The organism is Mesorhizobium sp. L-8-3, from assembly GCF_016756615.1.
Lineage (GTDB): Bacteria > Pseudomonadota > Alphaproteobacteria > Rhizobiales > Rhizobiaceae.
The window spans coordinates 4694456-4716498 of record NZ_AP023262.1 but is presented as its reverse complement, the minus strand read 5'-3'; the positions used below and the strand labels follow the sequence as shown (position 1 = coordinate 4716498).

At 62.6% G+C, this 22043-nt stretch carries 19 protein-coding genes; 10 read left to right on the top strand and 9 right to left on the bottom strand.

Going from position 1 to position 22043, the window contains the following annotated elements:
• Positions 1–23: 23 nt before the first annotated feature.
• Both JN302_RS21825 and JN302_RS21820 read left to right on the top strand, forming a co-directional pair.
• Positions 24–1724 (top strand): FAD-dependent oxidoreductase, encoded by a 1701-nt coding sequence (locus tag JN302_RS21825; protein ID WP_202329061.1) that lies wholly within the window; start codon positions 24–26, stop codon positions 1722–1724.
• Positions 1721–2686: a DMT family transporter gene (locus tag JN302_RS21820; protein ID WP_202305011.1), complete on the top strand. Its 966-nt coding sequence runs from the start codon at positions 1721–1723 to the stop codon at positions 2684–2686. Before JN302_RS21825 ends, JN302_RS21820 begins: the two co-directional genes overlap by 4 nt.
• Here JN302_RS21820 and JN302_RS21815 read toward each other — a convergent pair.
• The 7 genes from JN302_RS21815 to JN302_RS21785 all read right to left on the bottom strand — a co-directional run bounded on the left by JN302_RS21815 (position 2640) and on the right by JN302_RS21785 (position 10515).
• A complete protein-coding gene (locus JN302_RS21815) occupies positions 2640–3431 on the bottom strand; it encodes an IclR family transcriptional regulator (protein WP_202305009.1) in 792 nt (263 codons plus the stop codon). The genes JN302_RS21820 and JN302_RS21815 overlap by 47 nt on opposite strands.
• A gap of 433 nt (positions 3432–3864) precedes the next feature.
• Positions 3865–5055 (bottom strand): epoxide hydrolase family protein, encoded by a 1191-nt coding sequence (locus tag JN302_RS21810; RefSeq protein WP_244846689.1) that lies wholly within the window; start codon positions 5053–5055, stop codon positions 3865–3867.
• A gap of 19 nt (positions 5056–5074) precedes the next feature.
• Positions 5075–5884 (bottom strand): SDR family NAD(P)-dependent oxidoreductase, encoded by an 810-nt coding sequence (locus tag JN302_RS21805; protein WP_244741862.1) that lies wholly within the window; start codon positions 5882–5884, stop codon positions 5075–5077.
• Between the two features lie 11 nt (positions 5885–5895).
• Positions 5896–6324, bottom strand: coding sequence for a Zn-ribbon domain-containing OB-fold protein (locus JN302_RS21800; protein WP_202305005.1), 429 nt, complete (start codon positions 6322–6324; stop codon positions 5896–5898).
• On the bottom strand, positions 6321–7505 hold the full coding sequence (locus tag JN302_RS21795; protein ID WP_202329057.1) for a thiolase family protein: 1185 nt from the start codon (positions 7503–7505) through the stop codon (positions 6321–6323). Before JN302_RS21795 ends, JN302_RS21800 begins: the two co-directional genes overlap by 4 nt.
• A 5-nt stretch (positions 7506–7510) precedes the next feature.
• Positions 7511–9676 (bottom strand): CaiB/BaiF CoA transferase family protein, encoded by a 2166-nt coding sequence (locus JN302_RS21790; RefSeq protein ID WP_202329055.1) that lies wholly within the window; start codon positions 9674–9676, stop codon positions 7511–7513.
• A 32-nt stretch (positions 9677–9708) separates the two neighbouring features.
• Positions 9709–10515, bottom strand: coding sequence for an enoyl-CoA hydratase-related protein (locus tag JN302_RS21785; RefSeq protein ID WP_202304996.1), 807 nt, complete (start codon positions 10513–10515; stop codon positions 9709–9711).
• Between the two features lie 108 nt (positions 10516–10623).
• On the opposite strand from JN302_RS21785, the gene JN302_RS21780 reads away from it, so the two are divergent.
• The 3 genes from JN302_RS21780 (at position 10624) to JN302_RS21770 (ending at position 13670) form a co-directional block, all read left to right on the top strand.
• The gene (locus JN302_RS21780) at positions 10624–11679 is read left to right on the top strand and encodes a zinc-dependent alcohol dehydrogenase family protein (RefSeq protein WP_244741858.1); all 1056 of its coding nucleotides are present in this window, start codon (positions 10624–10626) and stop codon (positions 11677–11679) included.
• 97 nt (positions 11680–11776) lie between these two features.
• Complete coding sequence (locus JN302_RS21775; RefSeq protein WP_202329053.1) at positions 11777–12817, top strand: MBL fold metallo-hydrolase; 1041 nt, start codon at positions 11777–11779, stop codon at positions 12815–12817.
• Positions 12818–12920: 103 nt separating this feature from the next.
• Positions 12921–13670 carry a GntR family transcriptional regulator gene (locus JN302_RS21770; protein ID WP_202329051.1) on the top strand — a complete coding sequence of 250 codons (750 nt, stop codon included), beginning with the start codon at positions 12921–12923 and terminating at the stop codon, positions 13668–13670.
• A gap of 3 nt (positions 13671–13673) precedes the next feature.
• On the opposite strand, the gene JN302_RS21765 is transcribed toward JN302_RS21770, so the two are convergent.
• Positions 13674–14969 (bottom strand): acetyl-CoA hydrolase/transferase family protein, encoded by a 1296-nt coding sequence (locus JN302_RS21765; RefSeq protein ID WP_202329049.1) that lies wholly within the window; start codon positions 14967–14969, stop codon positions 13674–13676.
• A 202-nt stretch (positions 14970–15171) separates the two neighbouring features.
• Between JN302_RS21765 and JN302_RS21760 the strand changes: the two genes are divergently transcribed.
• From JN302_RS21760 to JN302_RS21740, 5 genes are all read left to right on the top strand, one after another.
• Positions 15172–16668, top strand: a complete 1497-nt coding sequence (locus tag JN302_RS21760; RefSeq protein WP_202329047.1) for an aldehyde dehydrogenase family protein — start codon at positions 15172–15174, stop codon at positions 16666–16668.
• A gap of 84 nt (positions 16669–16752) precedes the next feature.
• The gene (locus JN302_RS21755; RefSeq protein WP_202329044.1) at positions 16753–17547 is read left to right on the top strand and encodes an ABC transporter ATP-binding protein; all 795 of its coding nucleotides are present in this window, start codon (positions 16753–16755) and stop codon (positions 17545–17547) included.
• 23 nt (positions 17548–17570) lie between these two features.
• On the top strand, positions 17571–18401 hold the full coding sequence (locus tag JN302_RS21750; protein ID WP_202329043.1) for an ABC transporter permease: 831 nt from the start codon (positions 17571–17573) through the stop codon (positions 18399–18401).
• A 141-nt stretch (positions 18402–18542) separates the two neighbouring features.
• Positions 18543–19637 (top strand): ABC transporter substrate-binding protein, encoded by a 1095-nt coding sequence (locus JN302_RS21745; RefSeq protein WP_202329042.1) that lies wholly within the window; start codon positions 18543–18545, stop codon positions 19635–19637.
• 79 nt (positions 19638–19716) lie between these two features.
• On the top strand, positions 19717–20139 hold the full coding sequence (locus tag JN302_RS21740; RefSeq protein ID WP_202329041.1) for a nuclear transport factor 2 family protein: 423 nt from the start codon (positions 19717–19719) through the stop codon (positions 20137–20139).
• A 55-nt stretch (positions 20140–20194) separates the two neighbouring features.
• Here the strand turns inward: JN302_RS21740 and JN302_RS21735 are convergent, their stop codons facing one another.
• Positions 20195–21709: an AMP-binding protein gene (locus tag JN302_RS21735; RefSeq protein ID WP_202329040.1), complete on the bottom strand. Its 1515-nt coding sequence runs from the start codon at positions 21707–21709 to the stop codon at positions 20195–20197.
• Positions 21710–22043 lie beyond the last annotated feature (334 nt).

The following is a 22043-nucleotide window of genomic DNA, read 5'->3' as shown; positions in this document are numbered from 1 at the left end:
TCGAGACCTTGGGATCATCCGCGATGAAAAAGCACGTTTGCGACGTTTTGGTGGTTGGCTCCGGTGCCGGCGGACTCTCGAGCGCAGTGTCGGCCGCCCACCGCAACCTCGACGTTCTGGTCGTCGAGAAGGAACCCGTATTCGGCGGCACCACGGCGCGTTCCGGCGGCTGGATGTGGATCCCCTGCAATGGCCCGGCAAAACGCGCCGGCGTCGAGGACAGCCCGGAGAAGGCCCGTGTCTACCTGCAACACGAGACCGGCGACCAATTCGATGCCGCGCGCGTCGACGCATTCCTCGAAGCCGGCCCGAAGGCGGTCGAGTTCTTCGAGGAAAGCACAGCGCTGAAATTCGATCTCGGCCCGACCTTTGCCGATTACCATCCCGACGCGCCGGGCGGCATGCCGGGCGGCCGCTCCATCGTTGCCCGCCCCTTCGACGGGCGCGAATTGAGAGATGAGATTCGTCGTCTGCGTCCGCCGCTTTCCGAAATCACTTTCCTTGGGATGATGATCGGTTCCGGCAAGGAGCTCTTGCATTTCTTCAACGTCACCCGATCGCCCGTCTCCGCCTTCTATGTCGGCAAGCTTTTCCTGAAGTTTCTGCGCGACATGGCCCTTCATGGTCGGCCGATGCGACTGATGAACGGCAATGCGCTGGTGGCCCGCCTCGCCAAGTCCTGCTTCGACAAGAATGTGCCGATCTGGACCAGCGCGGCGGTGCGTGAGCTCCTGCGCGACAAGAGCGGGCAGGTCACGGGCGCTATCGTCGATACGAAGGAAGGCGTCGTCGAAGTCTCAGCCAGGAAGGGCGTGGTGCTGGCCGCAGGCGGCTTTCCACAGGACCCCGTCCGCCGCAAGGCACTCTTTCCGCATGCGCCCGCCGGCTATGAGCATGTGTCGCCGGCCCCGCCCGGAAACACCGGCGACGGACTGCGACTGGGCGAAGCGGCCGGCGCGCATGTCGATGAAACGCTGCCGAACTCCGCGGCGTGGGTTCCCGTGTCACGTCCTCCGCGCAGCGACGGCACGCTCGGTGTCTTCCCGCATTTCGTCGACCGCTCCAAGCCCGGCGTCATAGCCGTGACCCGCTCGGGCAAGCGCTTCGTCAACGAGGCGAATTCCTACCATGATTTCTGTCAGGCCATGGTCAGGACCTGCCGCGAAGAAGGCCAGGAGATCTGCGCCTTCTTCGTCGCCGACCACAAGACAATGCGCAAATACGGGCTCGGCTACGTCAAGCCGGCCCCTGTCCCTTTCCGCCAGCATATCCGCTCCGGCTATCTGATGGAGGGCACGACACTGGTTGAGCTTGCCGGCAAGATCGGCGCTGATGCAGCCGAGCTCGAGCAAACGGTGGCGCGCTTCAACGCGCATGCGCGAAATGGGGAGGATCCCGAATTCCACAAGGGGTCGACGGCGTATAACCGGTCGCTCGGAGATCCGGAACATAAGCCGAACCCTTGTGTTGCGCCGGTGGAGGACGGGCCGTTCTATGCCGTCAGGCTCGTGGTTGGCGACCTCGGTACCTTTGCCGGCCTCAAATGCGATGAATATGCCCGCGTGCTGGATGAAGCCGGCAAGCCAATTCGGGGGCTCTATGCGGCCGGCAACGACGCGGCATCCATCATGGGCGGCAATTATCCCGGTGGCGGCATCACGCTCGGACCGGCGATCACATTCGGCTACATCGCCGCGCGCCACATGTCCGGCGCCAACTCGTGAGCGAGTCGACCATAGTCGCCGACACGGCGCTCCCGAGGGGGCGCCTCGTCAGGGGCGTTCTCATCGGGCTGTCGGCGGCACTGATGTGGGCGATCTACAACATTGGCGTGGATATCGGCCGGGCCGAAGGTTTCACCAGCGCCGATCTGGCCATGCTGCGCTATGCGGTGGCTGCGGCGATGCTGACGCCGCTTCTCATGCTCCGCAAGGGCAGAGCCCCGACCGGACTGACGCTCAGGCGCGTGATCCTGCTCAGCATTGCGATCGGCCCTCCCTTTGCCTTCATCTTCAACACTGGCTATGGTCTGGCGCCTCTGGCGCATGCGGTGGTTATCTCGCCGGGAGTGACTATGCTCGTGGCAAATTTCCTGCCGGTTCTGCTCGACGGGACGCGGCTGCCGCCGCATCGCAAGGCGGGCATCGCCGTCCTGATCCTCGGTCTCATTGCGATCGCCGCCGACCGGCCGGCATCCCCAGCGGCAGGCGCAAATGTGATTCTCGGCGATCTTTGCTTCGTCGGATCGGGCACATTGTGGGGAGCGTTTACCTATTTGCTCGGCCGTTGGCGCCTGCCGGCCGTGGAAACCACGGGAGCCGTCTCGCTGGTGACAGCGATCTCCTTCCTGCCCTTCTATCTCCTGCTGTTCGAGCCGGCCGATCTGCCCTTGCCACTGTGGGTCGAGCAAGCGTTCTATCAGGGCGTCCTGGGCGGCTGTCTGGCAATCGTTGCCTTTGCGGCCACCATTTCGCTGATAGGGTCGGGATTGGCCGCTCTTTTTCCGGCGCTGGTGCCGCCGCTTGCCGTGCTGCTTGCCATTCCCATCACCGGCCAATGGCCGAACGGTGCTCAGCTTCTCGGGGTTGCCGTCGCCACGGCTGGGCTGGTCGTGTCGCTTGACATACTGTCGCGCTATCTCAGGCGTCTTCGAGATGGCCGAGATCGCGTGACAGGCCCGCGGTGAATTCCATCAGCCGTGTCACGCAGGGGCCTTCCTCCGACAAGTCTATGAAATTGGTGGGTCCAATCACCGTTACCACGAGCTGGACCGTTCCAGTGTGGTCGAAGACGGGCGCGGCCACCGCGCTGACGCCGGGGATCGGAGCATCCCTGGTGATCGAATAGCCCTGCCTGGCGACCGTTGCCACTTCGCTTCGAAAGGTCTCCTCGCTCACATTGGGGATGGCGTAGAGAGAAGGCTCCCCTCCTTCCAGTTCTGCGCGCACGAGAGGATCCGTTATCTTTCCCGGCAGGAAGGCGGCGAAGGCCTTGCCCGTCGCCGTCATTGTCACCATGAAGGTTCCGCCTACGGCCACGTTGGAGTGGATGCGGGCCTCCGATTCCTGCAAGTAGACGATAGTCGGCCCGTGCAGACCCCAGACGCTGATCGTCACCATCAGTCTGAGTTCTTCGACGAGTTCGGGCAGGCGGCGGATGGTTTCGCGATAGGCGTTCTGATTGCGCAGGCGCGTGAGGCCAAGATGCAGCGCAAACGGGCCAAGCTGATATTGCCCGGTCTCCGTTTGCTCCACCATGTTGATGTTGCGGAAGCTGACCAGATAGGGATGGAGCTGTGCGGCCGCCATGCCGAGTGTTTCGGCGAGGTCGCGCAGCTTCAGAGGTCCACCGGCTCGCGCCAGTGCCATCAGGATCGCGCCGCCCGTCTCGATGGACTGTACACCGCGCGGTGCACGCGGTTTTGGGGACATGGTCTCGCTCGCCAAAACATATCCTCGAATCGTTTGTTGCCGCGATTGCAATTACTATCCGCAACCAGCGCACGTGTCTCGCGCAGGCGATTCTGCGCAGGCTCCATCCGGCCAGGCGACCTGCCGCTGGCGCCGAACCGCATCGTATACGCCAGACGGTTCTTTGACGGCGTGAGGCTCGGGGAAGCGAGGTTCCCCCAGCAGATACGTGCGCGGCAACACGCAAAGGAGAGCGATCTGGCTGAATCCTCCCGGTGCGATGAAGGTCGCGCCGCCCGTGGAGATTCTGCGGAGGTGGTCAACTTTTTCGTGAATGTCGGTCTGACCGTTGGCGCCCGGATGGGTTCCACAGCCATAATGTCGTTATCGTCTCGCTCGACGAACAGGGACGAACGGTAATCTTAGGTGGAGAGCCCCGGCTCGGAGGGTTGGCTCAAGACAATCCGGAAGGATCGAGGTCACCCTGATGAATGGCGAAAAAGCGCCGCATCTCCGTCACAAAAATATCGGGCTGCTCGAATGCGAGAAAGTGGCCGCCGCGGGGAGCTACTCCATACCTTCGAATGTCTCTGAAGACGCGCTCAAGCCAGCGCCGGGGCGGCGCGATTACATTGTCCGATGGCCCGAACAGGAAGCCTGACGGCACCTCGATCCATCGGCCGGCTTCAACGCGTCTGGCGGTGCCGTCCACCAGGCTGACGTAGAGCCAGTTCGGCACATTGATGCCAGCGAGCCAATACATCATCACGTTGGCGATCAGGTGATCCAGATCGAAGGGCGGAGGCTTGTCCGATCCACACTGCGTCCAGGCTTGGAAACGCTGAAGGATCCAGGCCGCGAGTCCGATTGGGGAGTCGGTAAGGCCGTAGGCGAGTGTTTGCGGCTCGTTCCCTTGAACGTCCCAATAGCCGAAGTTGCCGCGCTTGTAGGCGTCATTGCGCGCCAACCAGTCGAGTTCCTCGCTCGTCAACGTGTCCAAACCATGGTCGGGCGGCGTGGAATGGCCGCCGCCGAGACCTTGGCTGTTGTGGTGGAGTGCAACCAATCGCTCTGGGAAGTCGAGCGCAATCCAGGAGCCGATTATCGCGCCCCAGTCGCCGCCCTGAAGCACATAGCGGTCCATGCACAGCACTTCGGTCATCAGCAATGCAATGCGCCGCGCGATCTCGCGTGGCGGAACGGGGATGTCGAACCCTTCCGAAAAGCCGAAGCCTGGCAAGCTCGGCACGATTACGGTGAAGGCATCTTCCTCCCTGCCGCCAAAGCGCTCCGGATGCGCCAACTGGTCGATCACACCGAGGAATTCCAGCATCGACCCTGGCCACCCATGGAGCAGGAGCAGCGGCAGCGGGTTTTCTCCGGAACCCGGTTCGACGATAAAATGAATCAGTTTGCATTCGACCGACACCTGGTAGCCGGCATAGGCGTTGATGCGCCGCTCCCATGTGCGCCAATCGTGGCGCTCGAGCCAATGGCGCTGGACGGCCTGCATATAGCCCAGATCCGCGCCATAGGCCCATGGCCGAGCATTGGCCTGATTGGGCCAGCGTGTTGCCTCGAGCCGCCGCCTCAGGTCGCCGAGAACGGATTCGGGTACCGCGACCTTGAACCGGGGAAGGTGCAAAAGGTCCAAGGCCTCGTGCTCACCAATGGGTCAGACCGCCATCGACGGCGACGGTCTGTCCGGTGATGAACTCCGCCGCCTGTGTCGACAGGAACATGACGAGACCGACGAGATCCATCGGCACTTCTTCACGCGGAATGCACTGGCTGGCAATCAGCCGCGCTTTGCCTTCTTCGGTGACAGTCTCGCGTGGGATCTCCGTGAAGGTGCCGCCCGGTTGCACCGCATTGACCGTAATGCCGTCAGCCCCAAGTTCCCGGGCCATCGCATTCGTCATGCCGATCAGCGCCGACTTGGAGGTCACGTAGTGCAGGTAGTTCTTGATGCCAAGGGGCACCGAGCCCGACGTGATGTTGATGATGCGCCCCCATTTCGCGGTGCGCATTGCCGGCAGCACCGCGCGGGAAGCAAGGAAGCAACCGGTGATGTTGACCTTCAGCACCGTATCCCACTCCTCCAGTGGAATCTGGTCGAAAGGCCGCATCTTCAGCCCGGAAAAGATGCCAGCATTGTTGACGAGGACGTCTATGCGACCAAACGCCCTGAGAACGGCCTCGACCATGATCTCGACCGACTTTACGTCGGAGATATCCGTAGCGATGGCGAGCGCCTTGCCGCCCTGCCCCTCGATTTCCGCTTGCACGGCCTTCGCCTTCGTCTCGTTGAGTTCCGCTATGATAGGAACGGCGCCCGCTGCGGCGAATTGGAGCGCATATTCGCGTCCGATACCCTGGCCGGCACCGGTTATGATGACCACGCGTCCGGTCACGTCGAAGTTGCGGCCGCGTGCGATCGCCTGCAGACCGGTCGAGATTGCATGCTGGTTCACATGATCCTCCATTACGTGTCAGGTGTAGATTTCTGGATCGGAGTCCATTGGCACAAGCGCCCCTGTTCCGAACCAAGAAGAACGTCCTCGAAAACGGCCCTCACCGGTAGGCCGACAGCGGGTTCCACGCCCTCGCCGTCAACCAGGTTGCCGATCAGCAGCGGTCCTTCCACGGTCTCGACGCTGACGACGGTGTACGGGACGGGGATGTCGGGGAAGTAAGCCCGGTGGAACGTCGTCCACGTCACCACCCGTCCGCGGCCCGAGAGCAGCCGCCACTCGGTCTCCTCCGCAAGACATTGCGGGCAAGCTGGCCCCGGAGGATAGCGCAGACAACCGCAGCGGCTGCAGGCCTGCACGCGCAGTTCATCATTCGCTGCAAACTGCCAATATGGCCGGTCATACTGCCCGATCCGAGGCTGCGGCCGTTTCACGCTCATCGCGATGCCTCCGCGCGATAGATGATGGACGCGGTCTTGCCGGCCACGTCGGAGACGTACTGCGCGTGCCTGGCACCTTCGACTTGACGTCGACCTGCCGCGCCTCGCAACTGGCGCACGGCCTCCGCCTGATGGTTCCAGCCCTGCATGTAGCTTTCACAAAGCATGCCGCCCGAAGTATTGGTGGGCAGGCCGCCGCCCGGTCCGATGCCGGTTTCAGCGATGAAGCGGGCCGCTTCCCCGATTGGACAAAAACCGAAACCTTCCAGTGCGACCGGGACATGGATACTGAAGCTGTCGTAGACCTGCAGCACGTCGATGTCGCGAGGACCGATGCCAGCCATGCGATAGACCTGCGCAGCGGTCTGCGCATGGCCGCTGTGATAGAAGTCAAGCAAGCGGGGGCGCAGGCTGGCGGCGTCGCGGTGAAGGTCGCTGGCGCCGATGCCAACAACGGAAACGAGCGGCACGGCCAGTCGTTTCGCCCGTTCCCTGCTGGTGACAATCAGCGCCACTCCACCGTCGTTGACGAGGCAATAGTCCGGGCGCCGCAGCGGCTCGCAGATGATCTTGCCGGAAAGATAGTCGCCGATGCCGAGAGGTTCGGTCAGGATGGCGTTGTCGTTGAGCCGAGCAAAATCGCGCTCTGCTATTGCTATGGTGCCGAGATCGGCCGGACGAAACCCGGTCTCGGCCATGTAGCGGTTCGCCATCATGGCGTAGAGCGCGCCCTGCGAGGTCAACCCCCACGGGGCATAATAGACATAGGCCTGGAAACGCTCGCCTCCCATGGCGTTGGGTCCGCCATATTGTGTCGACGCCGAGCGCTGATTGTTGCCGTAGACGAGGGCAACACATTCGGCGAGGCCGACGTTGATGGCGAGTGTCGCCTGGATGATGGCGTTCACCGCATCGGCCTGCGCCGTGAAGCGGGTGTCCAGCCCCAGGACTTCACCCGTACGCTCCATGGCAAGCGTTGGCCCGACCACCAAGCCGTCGATGTCATCCTTGCTTAGACCGCTGTCGACCAGCGCCCGCGCAAAGGCGCGTGCGGCCAGCGCATAGGAATCGGGCGAGTCCGAAGCCGGCTTGAAGTGATAATCTGCGCGATAATCCGTTTCGCCTATACCGACGAGACAGGCTTCTCCCGACAAACGATCGAGGCGTGTGTAATCGGGCATGGCGGTCAGGCCCTCAGCGTCAAGGGTGTCTTTGACGCAGGCAGACCGAGTTCGTGCGCCAGTTCGACGTGGACAAAACCAAGCCGAGGCATGGCTGAGCGCACTTCCGCGGGCGTCGACAACAGCTTGAGCGGCGATCCGAGCACCAGCCATTCGTCGTTGTCCGCCGTCGGCACGGTCTTGAGCAGGCCGCGTGCGGCCGTCTGCGGATTTTCCATCACATCCTTTACGGAAAGGATGGGCGCGGCTGCGCGCCCCAGGCCGCGGGCCTTCTCGACGAGTTCGGCGGCCGACAGCGTCGAGGCGGACGGCACAAGCGACACGTCGCCTTCGATCGCGACAAGCCGGTCGGATGCTGCCACTATCACCGGCGGCGCGCCGGCTTGCCCATTCCAGCACGCCTGCGTCGCCCAGGCTGAACAGTCCTGCATGGCGATGTCGAGGTGGACAGCCTTGCCGCCCGTTTCTCGGGCGAAGAGCGCGGCCAGCGTACCAGCCAGGCCGAACTGGCCGCCGAGCTGATCCGAGATAGAGATGCCAGCCTTCATTGGCACGCCGTCGACTTGTGTCGCCGCCATGGCGCCCGACATGCCCTGAATAACCGTATCCAACGCAGGCCTGCCAGGGTAGACGCTGTCATAGCCGAAGCCATTGACGGAACAATAAACGATGGAGGGGTATCGCTGCTGCACCTCTTGCGCGCCGAAGCCCAGCTTGTGAAGCGAACCAGGCTTGAGGTTCTCCATCACCACATCGGCGGTTCCGAGCAAGGTCCAGAGTGTTTCGCGATCGCTGGGCTGCTTCAGGTCCAGCACGATGCCGCGCTTGTCGCTGTTGCTCAAGGCGTAGACATAGGCCTCGCCATCGGCGCGCAGCGGCGCGTTGATACGGTTGGTGTCGCCCGTTGGCGGCTCGACCTTGATGACGTCGGCTCCCAGCGCCCCAAGCTGACGGCAGGCCAGGGGTGCCACCGTATTCATGCCGATTTCGATGATGCGCACTCCTTCGAGCGGGCGGCCGGAAAGGCGAACGTCCCCCGTGACGCGCTTGACAGCTCCGGTATCCGTGCCGGCGCGCTCAAGGCACCACGAACGGTCGGCATCGGGCATCGGAACCGGCTTGGCGACCGGCACGTCCGCTCCAGTCGCGCGGATCGGATTGCCGGGGATCCGCAGCTTGAGCCCCGTCAGGGGGTCCGACGCTTCGAGCACCATCCCGCGATGAACGAGATTGGGCTCCTTAGCGATGGCTTCCAGCGGCAGGATCGGGCCGCAGGGGATGCCTTGTTCCGAGACAAGCTCGATGCAGCGTGCGGCCGTCAGTCCTGCGACCCAGGCACCGACATGCGCGTCAAGCAGATCCACATTATCAACCCGCGCCGACGGGGTTCGGAACGCAGGCGCATCGACGAGCGCGGGCCGGTCCATCACCGTGCAAAGCTTGCGCCACTGCACATTCGTGGGTCCGCAGATGAGAACCCAACCGTCCAGTGCCCTGAACGCGTTCCAGGTTGCGAGAGCGGGGTGGCGGTTCCCGGCGCGTGTCGCGTGGCGGTCGACAAGCACGAGGGGAATGAAGGTCAGCAGTGCGTTCACGCCAACGTCGTAGAGCGCCATGTCGATCCGCTGGCCGATCCCGGTCCGCAGTCGCACCAGCGTTGCAGCCATAATCGCGGCAAGTCCGTAGACGGCCGTCTCCATGTCGATGAACGGCGCTCCGGTGAAGGTCGGCAGCCCGTCGGGACGGCCGGTGGTGTCCGCAATGGCCGCCATGGCCTGCACCAGCGCCTCCGAATGCGCGGTGCCAGCGAGCGGCCCGCTGTGGCCATAGGCCGTCAGGTCGCAGAGAATCTGGCGCTCCGGACGTGCTCGGCTCCAGATTTCAGAATCAAGCGCGTTCGCGTCGGACGAGAGCAGAACCACATCCGCCGCATCGACCAGCCTAAACAAAACCACGCGGTCTCCCGCGTCCCGGCTGTCCACGAACAGACTGCGCTTGCCGGCCGCCGCCAGTGCCCGCTCCGGCCGCGGCCCCGCCTTATCTTCGACCAGCACCACCTCGGCGCCAAGATCGGCCATCAGGGAGCCGCATGCGGTCGCGGCAAGACGCGTTCCGATCTCGACAACGACAAGGCCTTCGAGCAAGCGCGAGCCTGCGGTTCGACTGGACATCCTCATTCTCCAAAGCGTCTGGGAACGGGCGGCTAGTGGCCGCGGTACTTCTTGCTGTGGAAGTCGGGCTGGCGCTTTTCGCGTAGCGCCGCGCCGCCTTCCTTGGCCTCCTCCGTGCCGAAGTAGAGGGCCAGAGCCGAGAAGGCCAAGTGACCGATGCCGCGAATGTTCTCGCTGTCGGCGTTGAATGAGCGCTTGGCGATGGCAATGGCCGTTGGGCTCTTCTCGTTGATTTCGTCGCACCAACGCTCCACCTCGGCGTCGAGGTCGGCATCCGGCACCACGGCGTTGATCAGCCCCATCTCGAAGGCTTCGCGGGCCGAATAGCGCCTGCACAGGTACCAAAACTCTCGGGCGCGCTTCTCACCGATGGTGCGGGCGAGATAGGCGGTGCCAAATCCAGCGTCCACCGACCCCACCTTGGGACCGACCTGCCCGAAACTGGCGCTCTCGCTGGCGATTGCGAGATCGCACAGCGTGACGAGAACGTTGCCGGAGCCAACGGCATAGCCGCGCACCTTCGCGATAACCGGCTTCGGCACATCGCGGATTATCGTCTGCAACTCCTCGACCCCATTACCGAGAATGCCGATGCCGCTGTCGACGCGGTCGGCCTTCTTTTCCTGCTTGTCGCCGCCGATGGCGAAAGCACGATCGCCTGCACCTGTCAGCACGATGGCGTTGATGTCGCGGTCCCATCCGGCGCGGCGGATCGCGTCGGTTACCTCGTAGTAGGTGTTGCGCGTGAAGGCGTTCAATCGATGCGGCCGGTTGAAAGTGATGGTCGCGGTCCGGTTCTTCACGTCGTACAGGATGTCCGAATATTCACCGCAGTCCATGCGTCCCTCCCAGCCTGAGCGCCTTTGCTTGATCCATAATGTCCGGACATATAGCATGAGTCCTTCAGACGCAAGCGGCTTTTTCGGAATGGGTGGAAGAATTGATGCTTGCCCGCCAACCACAATGTTCGTACATATCGTCGATCAGCGGAGGAACAGATGAAGCGCTATAGGCTGGACGGTTCGGGCAGCATCGAGGGACTAACGTTGGAAGAGGCGGAACGCCCTTGCCCCGGCCGGCATGATGTATTGGTCAGGATGCGGGCGGCATCGCTCAACTATCTCGATCTCAAGATCCTGCACGGACACTTCCCGGCGAAGACCGCCGGGCTGGTGCCGCTCTCCGATGGTGCCGGCGAAGTGGTGGAACTCGGAGAAGACGTCACCCGCCTTGCAGTGGGCGATCGCGTCGCCAGCACATTCCTGCCCCACTGGATCGCGGGTCCGCTGCCGGCGGACGCTCGAAAGGTCCAGCCTGGAGCTACCATCGACGGGATGCTTTCCGAATACGTCGTCTTCCCGGAGGAAGCCTTGGTCAAGGCTCCGGCAGGGCTCACCTATGAAGAAGTATCCACCTTGCCTTGCGCTGCTCTGACCGCCTGGCAGCTCTTCACCGGCGCGCGCCCTCTCCTTCCGGGAGAGACGGTCCTGGTCCAAGGCAGCGGCGGCGTATCGTTATTCGCCCTACAGTTCGCCAAGCTCGCCGGGGCGCGGGTGGTGGCCACAACCTCGAGCGCCGATAAGGCCGCCCGATTGAAGGCGCTCGGCGCCGACATCGTCATCAACTACCGCGATATGCCGACATGGGGACAGGCTGTCCGGGTGGAAACCGGCGGGATCGGAGCCGACCACATTGTCGAGATCGGCGAGGCGGACACCCTGGAACAGTCGATCACCGCAGCAGCGGTCAATGCCCAGATCAATCTCGTCGGCAGGCCGGTTGGCGCGCCGCCCATCGACCCTGCAACCTTGATGCGTGCCATCGCTACCTACCGCAGGATCAGCGTCGGCAGCCGCACAGAATTCGAGGCGATGAACCGAGCAATCGAAGTGCATGGCCTTAGCCCGGTGATCGACCGCGTCTTTGACTTCGGTCAGGCACCCGACGCGTTCGCCACCTTCGGCAAGCGTGGTCATTTCGGCAAGATCGTCATTCGCATTTGACCGGGCGCATCTGACCGGGCGACTGCTCCATGGCAGGCCAAAAAAAACGAGACTAAATGTCCGAATATTTTGATACAGCATCATCTCGGAGGAAACGATGGTGTGGAAGGGCAGGACTGGTACGCGACGGGATTTTCTCGGGGCCGGTGCGATATACGCCGCCGGTTTGACGGCGACCATGAACCGCGCTGGGGTGGCGCTGGCCGGCGACCAAGCAACAGCAGGAACGAACGGAGAAAAAATGTCAGAAGCCAGCGAGGTCACGTTGCAGATCACGTCGCATTCCGATCTCCAACCCTGGACACGTTTCAGGCTCGGCGATGCGTCCGTCACCGTCGTCAGCGACGGGCGCATCGCCATTGGCGATCCGAAAAAGTGGTTCCTCGGACTGAAGGACGGCGACCTGGAAAAATCGCTTCGTGACAACTTCCTGTCGGAGACAGATACGTCGCTGGCGCAAAACATCATGATCGTCGACATCGGCGGGCGACGGGTGATGTTCGACACCGGCACCGGCGGATCGCCCCTGATCGGCCCGACCGCCGGCCATCTGCGCGCCAATTTGGACAGCGCCGCGATCGACCCGGCGAGCGTCACCGACATCATCTTGACCCACGGCCATCCGGATCACCTTCTGGGATTGGTGAATGCCGCCGGCAAACCGGTTTTCGAGAAGGCGCAGGTCTACATTTCCGAAATCGACCATGAGATAATCGTCGGCGAGCCAAACCCAAATGACCCATTTGCACCGGAGTTGAAGCGCCAGATAACGGCCGTCGCCGACCGCATCGTCATGATCGGCAATGGCGAAGAAGTCATACCCGGCATTCGCGCGATCGCTGCCCCCGGGCACACCCTGGGACACATGATCTTTGCTATCGAATCTGCCGGCAGGACATTGCTGAACACGGCCGACCTTGGCCATCACCAGGCGGTTTTCACACGTCACCCCGAAGTCAACTTCGTGGCGGACGCGGATCCGGCGATGATGGTCGCGACACGCAAACGCCTGTACGACATCATCGCCACCGACCGGCTCGGCTTTCTCAGCTATCACTTTCCTTTCCCGGGCATCGGCCACCTTGCCAGGGCTGGCAGCAGCTACATCTACATTCCCGCCAGCCTCGACACCGTCTGACCCGCTGCATACCACCGCCGGTGGTGCCGTCATCTCCCTGCCTCGGGCGCTTGTTCTCTTCACCGAACCTTTGTATGTACATTTGGTCAAAAGGGGGAAAGGCATGGCGGCAACCACCACGGCCAAACGCAGGCCGATTCATCGCGAGATCGCAGACGAGCTTCGGCAGCGGATCGCCGCCGACGTCTACCATGGCGCTGAGCTGCCGCGCGAACTGTCGCTTATGGAAGAGTTCGGCGTCAGCCGCCACACGATCCGTACGGCTCTGCAGCATCTCGTCAACGACGGCATCATCGAGCGCCGCGCCGGCTCCGGCACCAAAGTCACGGAACGCGCCAAGGGCGGCATCTGGGCAGCAGGCAGCCTGAGCAACCTGATCGGCGAGTTCACGCCCGACCAATATCTGACGCTGAGTATCCGCGAGGAGGCGATTGAGAATTTTCCGCAGGCAGCTGCGCTCTTCGGGCTTGAGCCGGGCTCCCGCATCTTTCATGTGCTGCGCATCCTGATGCTCAACGACCTACCTTACGCATTCGTGAATATTTTCGCGCTGAACGAGGCCGCCAGGCGAGTCCCTGAATCAGAACTCGGTGTCAAACCATTGGTCAACCTGATCGAACAGTACGCGAAGGTGCGGCCGGCGCGCGTGCGCCAGATCGCCTCCGCCAGTTCGGCAGACGACCAGGCAGCGCGGCAACTCGGCGTCAAGGCCGGTTCGGCGGTGCTCCATCTCCAGCGCACCTACTTTGACAGCGACGGCCGGCCGTTTCTGCATGTCGACCTTCTTTGCCGGCCCGATCGCTATCAGCATGTGATGGATTTTGTGCACGAAACTCCGGGCAAACCGGCCTGACCGTCACCTTGCGATACCGGCGACCTGCTTGCGCGCAGCTTCCATCAGGGCGTCACGATCATCGGGGTGAGCGATCGAGATCATCGCCTTGACGCGTTGTTCGATCGACTTGCCCCGCAGTTCGGCGATGCCGAATTCGGTGGCAATGATATCCGCATCCGACCGCGGCACCGTCACCACCGCCGACTCGATGCGGGCAACGATGCGGCTTGTGCCCTTGGCCGTGCGGGCCGGCAAACCCATGATGGAACGTCCGCCTTCGGCGGCCAGCGCCCCCCGAACAAAGTCGAGCTGGCCGCCAATGGTGCCGAGATAGTGACGCCCGGCCACCTCCGATCCGACCTGACCGGTAAGATCGACTTCAACAGCGGAATTGACCGAAACGAAGCCCTTCAGACCCGCCAGCACCGAATGATCGTGTGTCCGGTCTACGGGCTCGACCAGCAGATCGGGGTTGCCGTCGGCAAAGTCACTAAGCCTTCGTGTCCCTGCCAGCGCATTTGTGACGGTGCGGCCGCGATCAAGGATCTTGGTCGAGTTGTCGAGCACGCCGCTTTCGATCAGCGGAACGATCGCATCGCCCACCACACCACTGTGCAGACCCAGCCTGCGGCGGTCGCCGAGAGCGGCAAGCAAGGCGTTGGGGACCGTGCCGATGCCGACCTGTAGGATTGCCCCATCGGCGATGAAACGGGCAATGTTCGCAGCGACCGCGCTGTCAGTTTCGTCGGGCGTTGAAGAGGGCAGTTCGACCAGAGGCTCTTGATCTCGAACGACAATGTCGTAGTCGGAAAGATCCGGACGGCGCGTCGAGGCGGTTCTGGGTGCCCAGTCGTTGATCGCTGCGATACGCATACGCGCCCGCGCAAGCGCGTGCTGGGCGTAGCTGTTCGCCGCGCCGTAGCTGTGCAAACCGTCATGGTCAGGCCGGCTGACCTGCATCAACACCACATCGACGCGGATCGCGCCGGAATCCAGCAGCGCCGGCAACTGCGACAGATGGCAGGGAATGACGTGCAACTTTTCTGCCCGGCAAAGCGCACGATTCGAGCCGACGGCGCCCATGCCATAGACGGTCACGAAATCGGTATGCACTGGAAGGACGGTGGCCGAATAACTCCCGCCCAGGAAGACGTTGAAGGGCCCGATCTCGTGGCGCTGCGCCATGAGCCTGCGTATCAACGACGTCGGTTCGGCAATTCCTTGCGACCACATGACGGTGTCGCCCGGTCGCACGAGCTGGGTGAAATCGATATCGGCGACGTCGATTTCGCAACGAGCATCGAGAAGACCTGCCAATCCACCCATCACGCGACCCTCGCATGGCGTGGGGCATGCCCGGCGAGGGCGTCGCCGATGTTGGCGAAGATGGCGGTCATTTCGTCCAGGACGCCCCTGCGGGAACCGCCGGCCATGTGCGGCGTGAGGACGACGTTCGCCAAGGACGGCAAGCGTGGCCACGCGCGGCCGGCCCGGCAAGCCAGCAAACGGAGGAAAGATCGTGGACACAATCGACAGGCGCGGCGCCCAGCAGCAGGAGATCGAAAGCTTTGAGTTGATCGTGGCCGGCAAGTCACGCGGCGCGGCTGGCGGGCAGGTGTTCGAGCGCGTGAACCCCGCCGATGGCTCGGTGGCCGGCATCTTTTCCAATGCCACGGCCGAGGACGCCCAGACCGCTATTGCTGCGGCCCGCAAAGCCTTCGACGCGGGCGGCTGGCCACAGGCGCCGGCACGCGCGCGTTACGAGGTCCTGAGCCGGACGGCCACACTCATCGAGAAGAATGCCAATGCCTTGGCCATGCGCATGGTGCTGGAGTCGGGCAAGCCGCTACGCACCGCCCTCGGCGAGGTCCAGGGCGCAATCAAGACCTTCCAGTATTATGCCGGCCAGGTGCTGGCGCTCGAAGGATCGGCAATCAGCGACCGGGTGCCAGATGCGTTCGGCCTGATCTTGCACGAACCGGTCGGCGTCGCCGGCTTTATCACCCCCTGGAATTTCCCCCTTCTCAACCCCGCCTGCAAGATCGCTCCGGCGCTCGCTGCCGGCTGCACCGTGGTCATCAAACCCTCGCATCTGTGCCCCGGCCCTGCCGTGCTCCTGGTCCGCTACCTGCACGAGGCCGGCCTGCCCGACGGCGCCTGCAACATCGTGACATCAGACATCGAGCGTGGCGGCGTGGTCGGGCAAGCGTTGGCCGCCTCGCCGTTGGTGGACAAGATCGCCTTCACCGGCTCTACCACCACCGGCCGCGCCGTGATGCGCACCGCATCCGATACCAACAAGAAGGTTGCGCTCGAGCTTGGCGGCAAGTCGGCCAACATCGTATTCGACGACGCGCCGTTCGACCTGGCTGCGCAGACCGCCATCAGCGCTTTCTGCTACAATAGTGGACAGCAGTGCTCCGCCGGCACGCGTCTGCTTGTCCAACGCGCCATTCACGAAAAGTTTGTCGAGGCGATCGTAGCCGAGGCGGGCAAGCAGGTCGTCGGCAATCCGAGCGACATGGCAACCACCATGGGCCCGCTGGTCAACAACGAGCAATACCGCCGCGTTCTGTCCTATATCGACATCGGCTCCCAACATGGCCGCCTCGTCGCCGGTGGGAAGCCGAGCGACGTCGCCACCGCGGGCGGCTTCTATGTCGAGCCGACCATTTTCGACGACGTCTCGAACGACGCCCGAATCGCCCAGGAAGAGATTTTCGGACCGGTTCTTTCCGTGATCCCGTTCGACACGGAACAGGACGCCATCCGCCTCGCCAATGAGAGCCGCTATGGTCTTGCCGGTGGAGTGTGGAGCAAGTCGATCGATACCGCCATCCGGGTAGTGAAGGCGGTGCGCACCGGCAAGATGTTCGTCAACAGCTACAACTCGGCCGGCATCGATGACATGCCACATGGCGGCTATAAGGACAGCGGGGTTGGCCGTGAATTCGGCCGCGAAGGGCTGCGAGAATTCCAGCAGCTGAAGACCGTGCAAATCAAGCTCTGCGCGTAGGAGCACGCCAGGATAGGGTCAACGACCGGAACGCCACCGGGTGGAGAATGCGGCTTTCACGTCAGGAATGGGAGGACTGCCGGCATGGTGCCGATCGTCGAATTCGACAGGGTTTCAAAGATCTTTTTCAAGGGCAACGCCCAGATACACGCCCTTCAGAACGTTTCGCTTCAGGTCCGGCCGGGTGAATTGCTGGCCGTCGTGGGCCCAAGCGGATGCGGCAAGTCAACGCTACTGAACTTGACGGCTGGGCTAATGCAGCCGGGCACGGGCGAAGTGCGTTACGATGGCAACGCCGTTAACACGGTCAACACCCAGGTCGCATACGTCACGCAGAAGGATAATCTGCTGCCGTGGCGCACAGTCGAATCCAATGTCGGCCTGCCGCTGGAGGTTGGGCGATACCGCGATATGTCAGCCGCGCAGAAGCGCGAGCGGATCACGCGCTACATCACGATGGTCGGGCTGTCAGGCTTCGAGAACCATTTCCCGGCCGAACTTTCCGGTGGCATGCGCAAGCGCGCGCAGCTTGCCCGCTCGCTGGTTTACGAGCCGGACACGCTGCTGATGGACGAACCTTTCGGCGCGCTCGACGCGCAACTCAAGCTGACGCTGCAGGCCGAGTTGCTCAAGACTTGGGAAGGCTCCGGCAAGACACTGATTTTCGTGACGCACGACATCACCGAAGCGATCTCGCTTGCTGACAGGGTCATCGTCATGTCCTCGCGGCCGGGAACGATCCGCAGCATCGCGGATATCAAGCTCCCGCGTCCCCGCGACGTGTTCCACGTGCGCTTCTCACCGGAATTCGGGGAGTACTTCGAGACGCTGTGGGCGGCCCTCAAGGAAGACATGAAGAACGGAACGGAGTTGCACTGATGTCCAGCACCATGGAAAGTGCCATGACCCGACCAATCGTGGAAAAAGCCTCAGACGACGTGTTCGCGGTCGACCCCAGCATCAAGGCGCGCAGGCGCGAGAACATGCTCGTGACGGCGCTGCGGGCCGGCTTGTTCGTGGTTGTCCTGGGTGCCTGGGAGTTTGCCAGCGGGACGATCATCAACTCGTTCTGGGTGAGCAGTCCGACCCAGATCTTTCTCGCTTTCATCGAGATGATGAAAAGCGGTGCCCTGCTCCGCGCGGTTTTCGCTACCACCCTCGTGGCTGCGGCCGGCTTCGCGCTCGGTATCCTCATTGGCATCGGGCTGGGCGTTCTGTTCGGCATCAACCGTGTCGTTGCCCGCGTGCTCGATCCGTATCTGACAGGGCTCTATTCCCTGCCGCGAGTCGCGCTGGTCCCTCTCTTCATCCTCTGGTTCGGCCTCGGCTTCGAAATGAAAGTGATCTTCACGGCGCTGCTTGTGTTCTTCCCGATCTTCATGAACACACTTGCCGGTATCCGAGACGTGGACGACGATCTGATCGACGTTATCCGGGTCATGGGCGCCTCGCGCCGGGACACGATCCTCAAGGTGCTGGTGCCGTCGGCCCTGGCCTGGGTCTTCGCCGGCCTGCGCATATCGGTCCCTTTCGCGCTGATCGGAGCGGTGGTGGCCGAAATGTTCTCGTCCAGCCAAGGTCTCGGCTATCTGATTTCGAACACGGCCAATCAGTTCGACACGGCAGGCCTTTTCGCTGCGCTGGCGGTCACGACCCTGCTCGGCTTGGCCCTCGACTGGCTGGTGGCGCTGGTTGAACGGCGTGTTCTGCGCTGGCAGCACAAACGTCATTAAAATGTTCGAACATTATATGCGACAGAGAACCAGCGAAACGTCAAGAACGAGAGTATTCTCGGGTGGAGCATGGTTGACAAAGTCATAAATGTTCGTACATTTATGACTGCGAATAGAACAAGCTTCCAAGGGAGGAACAGCATGACTGAGACGTTTCAACTTTCGCGCCGACACATGTTGCAGCTTGGCGCCGCCGCTGGCGTGATGGCCGGTTCATCGACGCTCGGCGTGACCCGGCTGCTCGCAGCCGGATCGGAGAAGGTGAAGATCATTCACGCTTCGCCTGCCACGCTGCTCGTCTGGTCCATCTCTTATCTCGCGGAGGACCTGGGCTACTACAAGGAGGAAGGCCTCGCAGTTGAACGCCTCGGCCTGGGCGGCGGCCCCGCCGCGATGACGGCGCTGCTCGCCGGCGAAGGCACGATGAATGTATCGGCGCCGGGCGAGTGCCTCGCGGCAAATGCGCGCGGCCAACGGATCAAGATCATCCAGGCTTACACCCGCAGCGATCCCTATACGATTTCGGTGACCAAGGCCTTTGCGGACGCCAATGGTGTCACGGCGGCAAGCCCGCGCGAGCAGCGCGAGAAGGCGCTGACCGCTATGAAAGGCAAGCGCATCGGCATCACCGCGCCGGGAAGCAACACCGATCTGGTCGTTCGCATGGCGCTTCAGCAGGTAGGGCTCGATCCCACGAGTGATCTGACGATCGTTCCTGCCGGTTCGATCGTGAATATCATGTCGGCTTTGTCCCAGGGTGGGCTGGATGGCGGCGCGTTGCTGGCGCCTTTTACGGAGCAGGCCGGCGTCGAATTCGAAGCTGTCCCGCTTCTGGCAATCGCAGCGGGCGAGATCCCGCAGGCCGGGCGCCTGCAGGGCCAGGTGCTTGAGGCGCGGCCGGAGGATCTGGAAGCCAAGCGTGACTTGTTCGCCGCCTTCATACGCGCAGACCTGCGTGCCCTAAAATTTCTCCAGGAAGATCCGGACGGGGCAAGGGCCAAGCTGCGCCAGACCCGGTTCCCCAAGATCGCCGATGCCATCTGGCCGGACGTCTGGGCCAGCGCTCTGCCCATATTCGCCTCCCCTTACGTGGCCAGGGACTCTATCCAAGCATGGCTTGAGACCGGGACGATCGGTGGCAATCCGGACCCCAACACATTCCCTTATGACGAAATCATCGACATGAGCCTCGTCGACGAGGGGCTTCAGAAACTCGGTTGGTCGCCGAAGAGCTGACGAGACCTGCACCGTCGCGCCAATCCAGGCGCGGCGGGTTCCTTGTTTGCTACCCGCGAGCGCTGCACCGGAGGTTGCCATGACAGACGTGTCCGTCACGTCTCTCCTTGATCGGGACGCCATTCGCGGCCTGATGGACCGTTATTGCCTCGCCCTGTTCGCGGCCGATGCCAGGCTGCTGCATGCGCTCTACTGGCCGGGCGCGCACGAGGAGCATGGCGACTACAGGGGCACCGCCGAAGGTTTCGTCGAGCAGTTGGCGCCCATCTTGCGGCAGCGCATCAGCACCGTGGCCTGCCTGGCCTATCGCACCATCGACTTCGTTTCTTCGACCGAAGCAGAAGCCCACGGCTTCGGCCACATTACCGTCGTGTCGGGTCCGAGCGAAGCCCGCACGAGCGCACTGCTCGCAACCCGCTACGACGACTTGGTCGAAAAGCGTGACGGCGAGTGGCGTATCCGCCAGCGCACGGCGAGCTTGATCTTCAAGCGCGAACTTTAGGACTTGCCAGCATCGTTGTTGGGCGTGCTCCGCAGACGAGCTAGGTGCAACGGGCTTACAGAAGCTTCCGCAGTTCCGTCTTAAGCACCTTGCCGTAATTGTTCTTGGGCAGGCTTCCAAGCCAGACGTAGCGTTTTGGTCTCTTGAACCGCGCGAGCCCGGACAGGCAATGCTCATCCAGCGCTTCATCGTTTGGCTCGCAATCTGGCTTGGCCACAACGAAGGCCACGACTAACTCGCCCCACTCGGCATCCTCCTGCCCGACGACCGCGACTTCCGATACCGACGGATGCGTCAGCAGGATTTCCTCGACCTCTCTTGGATAGACGTTGGAGCCGCCCGAAATAATCACGTCCTTTGATCGGTCGGTAAGGGTCAGATAGCCCTCCGCATCCAATCGGCCGATATCGCCGGTGTGCAGCCATCCGTTACGGACAGTCGAAGCCGATGCTTCCGGGTTGTTCCAATAGCCGGCCATGACCGTTGGCCCACTGACGACAATCTCTCCGTCTTGGCCGGGCGCGAGGGTGCGTCCCGTGCTGTCAACCACACGGACGTCGACCGGACTGTGGGCGCGCCCGACAGAGGCCAGACGCGCTCGTTCCCGCGGATCCTCGGACAGTTTGTGATCGGCCCGGGGCAACGCCGTGATCGTCATCGGCGATTCGCCCTGGCCATAGATCTGCACGAACTTGTCGCCGAAGACCGCGATCGCGCGCTCGATGTCCGCCTGATACATGGGGCCGCCGCCATAGACGACGGTCTTCAAGCCTTCGCCCTGGCTCTTGCTTGCTTCGGCCGCATCGACCAGGCGGCGAACCATTGTCGGCGCCGCGAACATCGAGGCGGTTCCAACATGCTTCGCAATCGACAGGATCTCGTCTGCATCGAACCCGCCGCTCAAGGGCACGCAGTGTCTGGCCGCCTTGCGGACATGGATGAAATTATAGAGCCCGGCACCGTGCGAGAGCGGCGCGGCATAGAGCGCAGTGTCACCTTCATCGACGGCATCGACGTCGGCGCAATAGGCAAGCGACATCGCGACCAGGTTTTCATGGGTCAGCATCGCCCCCTTAGGGCGCCCTGTCGTGCCGGAGGTGTAGAACAGCCAGGCCAGATCCGACGATCGCCGTTCTTGAGGGCAGCTCAAATCGCCCGATGCCAAGGGCGATGAGAATTCTTGGTCTTCGATCGACAAAATCTGTGCACCCGCCCGGATTTCGGCCCGCAGGACCTCGGCATGATCTTCGTCGACAAAAACGATTCTTGCACCGGAATCGGCAACGATCCAGGCCGCTTCCCGGGCATGAAGCTTCGCGTTGATCGGAACGACAATGCCGCCGATCCACCACGCAGCATAGAGGCATTCCAGATATTCCGTGCGGTTCGTCATGAACAAGGCGACCCGGTCACCCGCACCAAGCCCATGCTGCTGCGACAATGTCCGAGCAATGTGCGCTGCACGCCGGGCAAATTGATCGTAGGTCGCGACGACCTCTGCGCCACGCATCAGCGCCGCCTTTATGGGATGACGCTTGGCGCTTGAAAACAGCCAGTTCGCTATGTTCATTACGAGAATCCCTATTGAAATCTAAATGTTCGTACATTGTGAATAAGCAGGGATCAATAGAAGACTGAGTACGATACGAGGCCGATTCGCCGGCTACGCTTCGGCTTCCCGATCCAGCGGTCCGATTCAGCGCTCTGTTCAAGCCTCTCATGTCACCCGCTTTGGAGCGCCGCGCATCATTTGAACGTACAAAGAGCGCTCCATCGCTCGAGCCAACCTGTTGTCTGCCTTCCAAGCGCAATGTCCGACCTTCCAGTTGATGCGGTCGCGGCCCCGGAAGGCTTGCTTAACCATTCCGTCGCCTGAGATCCGCGCGTTTACACGGGCTTCAGGC

Coding starts and splice junctions, on each gene's coding strand:
- JN302_RS21790 (WP_202329055.1), bottom strand. CDS start 9,676: ATGTCCAGTCGAACCGCAGGCTCGCGCTTGCTCGAAGGCCTTGTCGTT.
- JN302_RS21740 (WP_202329041.1), top strand. CDS start 19,717: ATGACAGACGTGTCCGTCACGTCTCTCCTTGATCGGGACGCCATTCGC.
- JN302_RS21800 (WP_202305005.1), bottom strand. CDS start 6,324: ATGAGCGTGAAACGGCCGCAGCCTCGGATCGGGCAGTATGACCGGCCA.
- JN302_RS21825 (WP_202329061.1), top strand. CDS start 24: ATGAAAAAGCACGTTTGCGACGTTTTGGTGGTTGGCTCCGGTGCCGGC.
- JN302_RS21750 (WP_202329043.1), top strand. CDS start 17,571: ATGACCCGACCAATCGTGGAAAAAGCCTCAGACGACGTGTTCGCGGTC.
- JN302_RS21735 (WP_202329040.1), bottom strand. CDS start 21,709: ATGAACATAGCGAACTGGCTGTTTTCAAGCGCCAAGCGTCATCCCATA.
- JN302_RS21775 (WP_202329053.1), top strand. CDS start 11,777: ATGGTGTGGAAGGGCAGGACTGGTACGCGACGGGATTTTCTCGGGGCC.
- JN302_RS21770 (WP_202329051.1), top strand. CDS start 12,921: ATGGCGGCAACCACCACGGCCAAACGCAGGCCGATTCATCGCGAGATC.
- JN302_RS21755 (WP_202329044.1), top strand. CDS start 16,753: ATGGTGCCGATCGTCGAATTCGACAGGGTTTCAAAGATCTTTTTCAAG.
- JN302_RS21795 (WP_202329057.1), bottom strand. CDS start 7,505: ATGCCCGATTACACACGCCTCGATCGTTTGTCGGGAGAAGCCTGTCTC.
- JN302_RS21745 (WP_202329042.1), top strand. CDS start 18,543: ATGACTGAGACGTTTCAACTTTCGCGCCGACACATGTTGCAGCTTGGC.
- JN302_RS21815 (WP_202305009.1), bottom strand. CDS start 3,431: ATGTCCCCAAAACCGCGTGCACCGCGCGGTGTACAGTCCATCGAGACG.
- JN302_RS21785 (WP_202304996.1), bottom strand. CDS start 10,515: ATGGACTGCGGTGAATATTCGGACATCCTGTACGACGTGAAGAACCGG.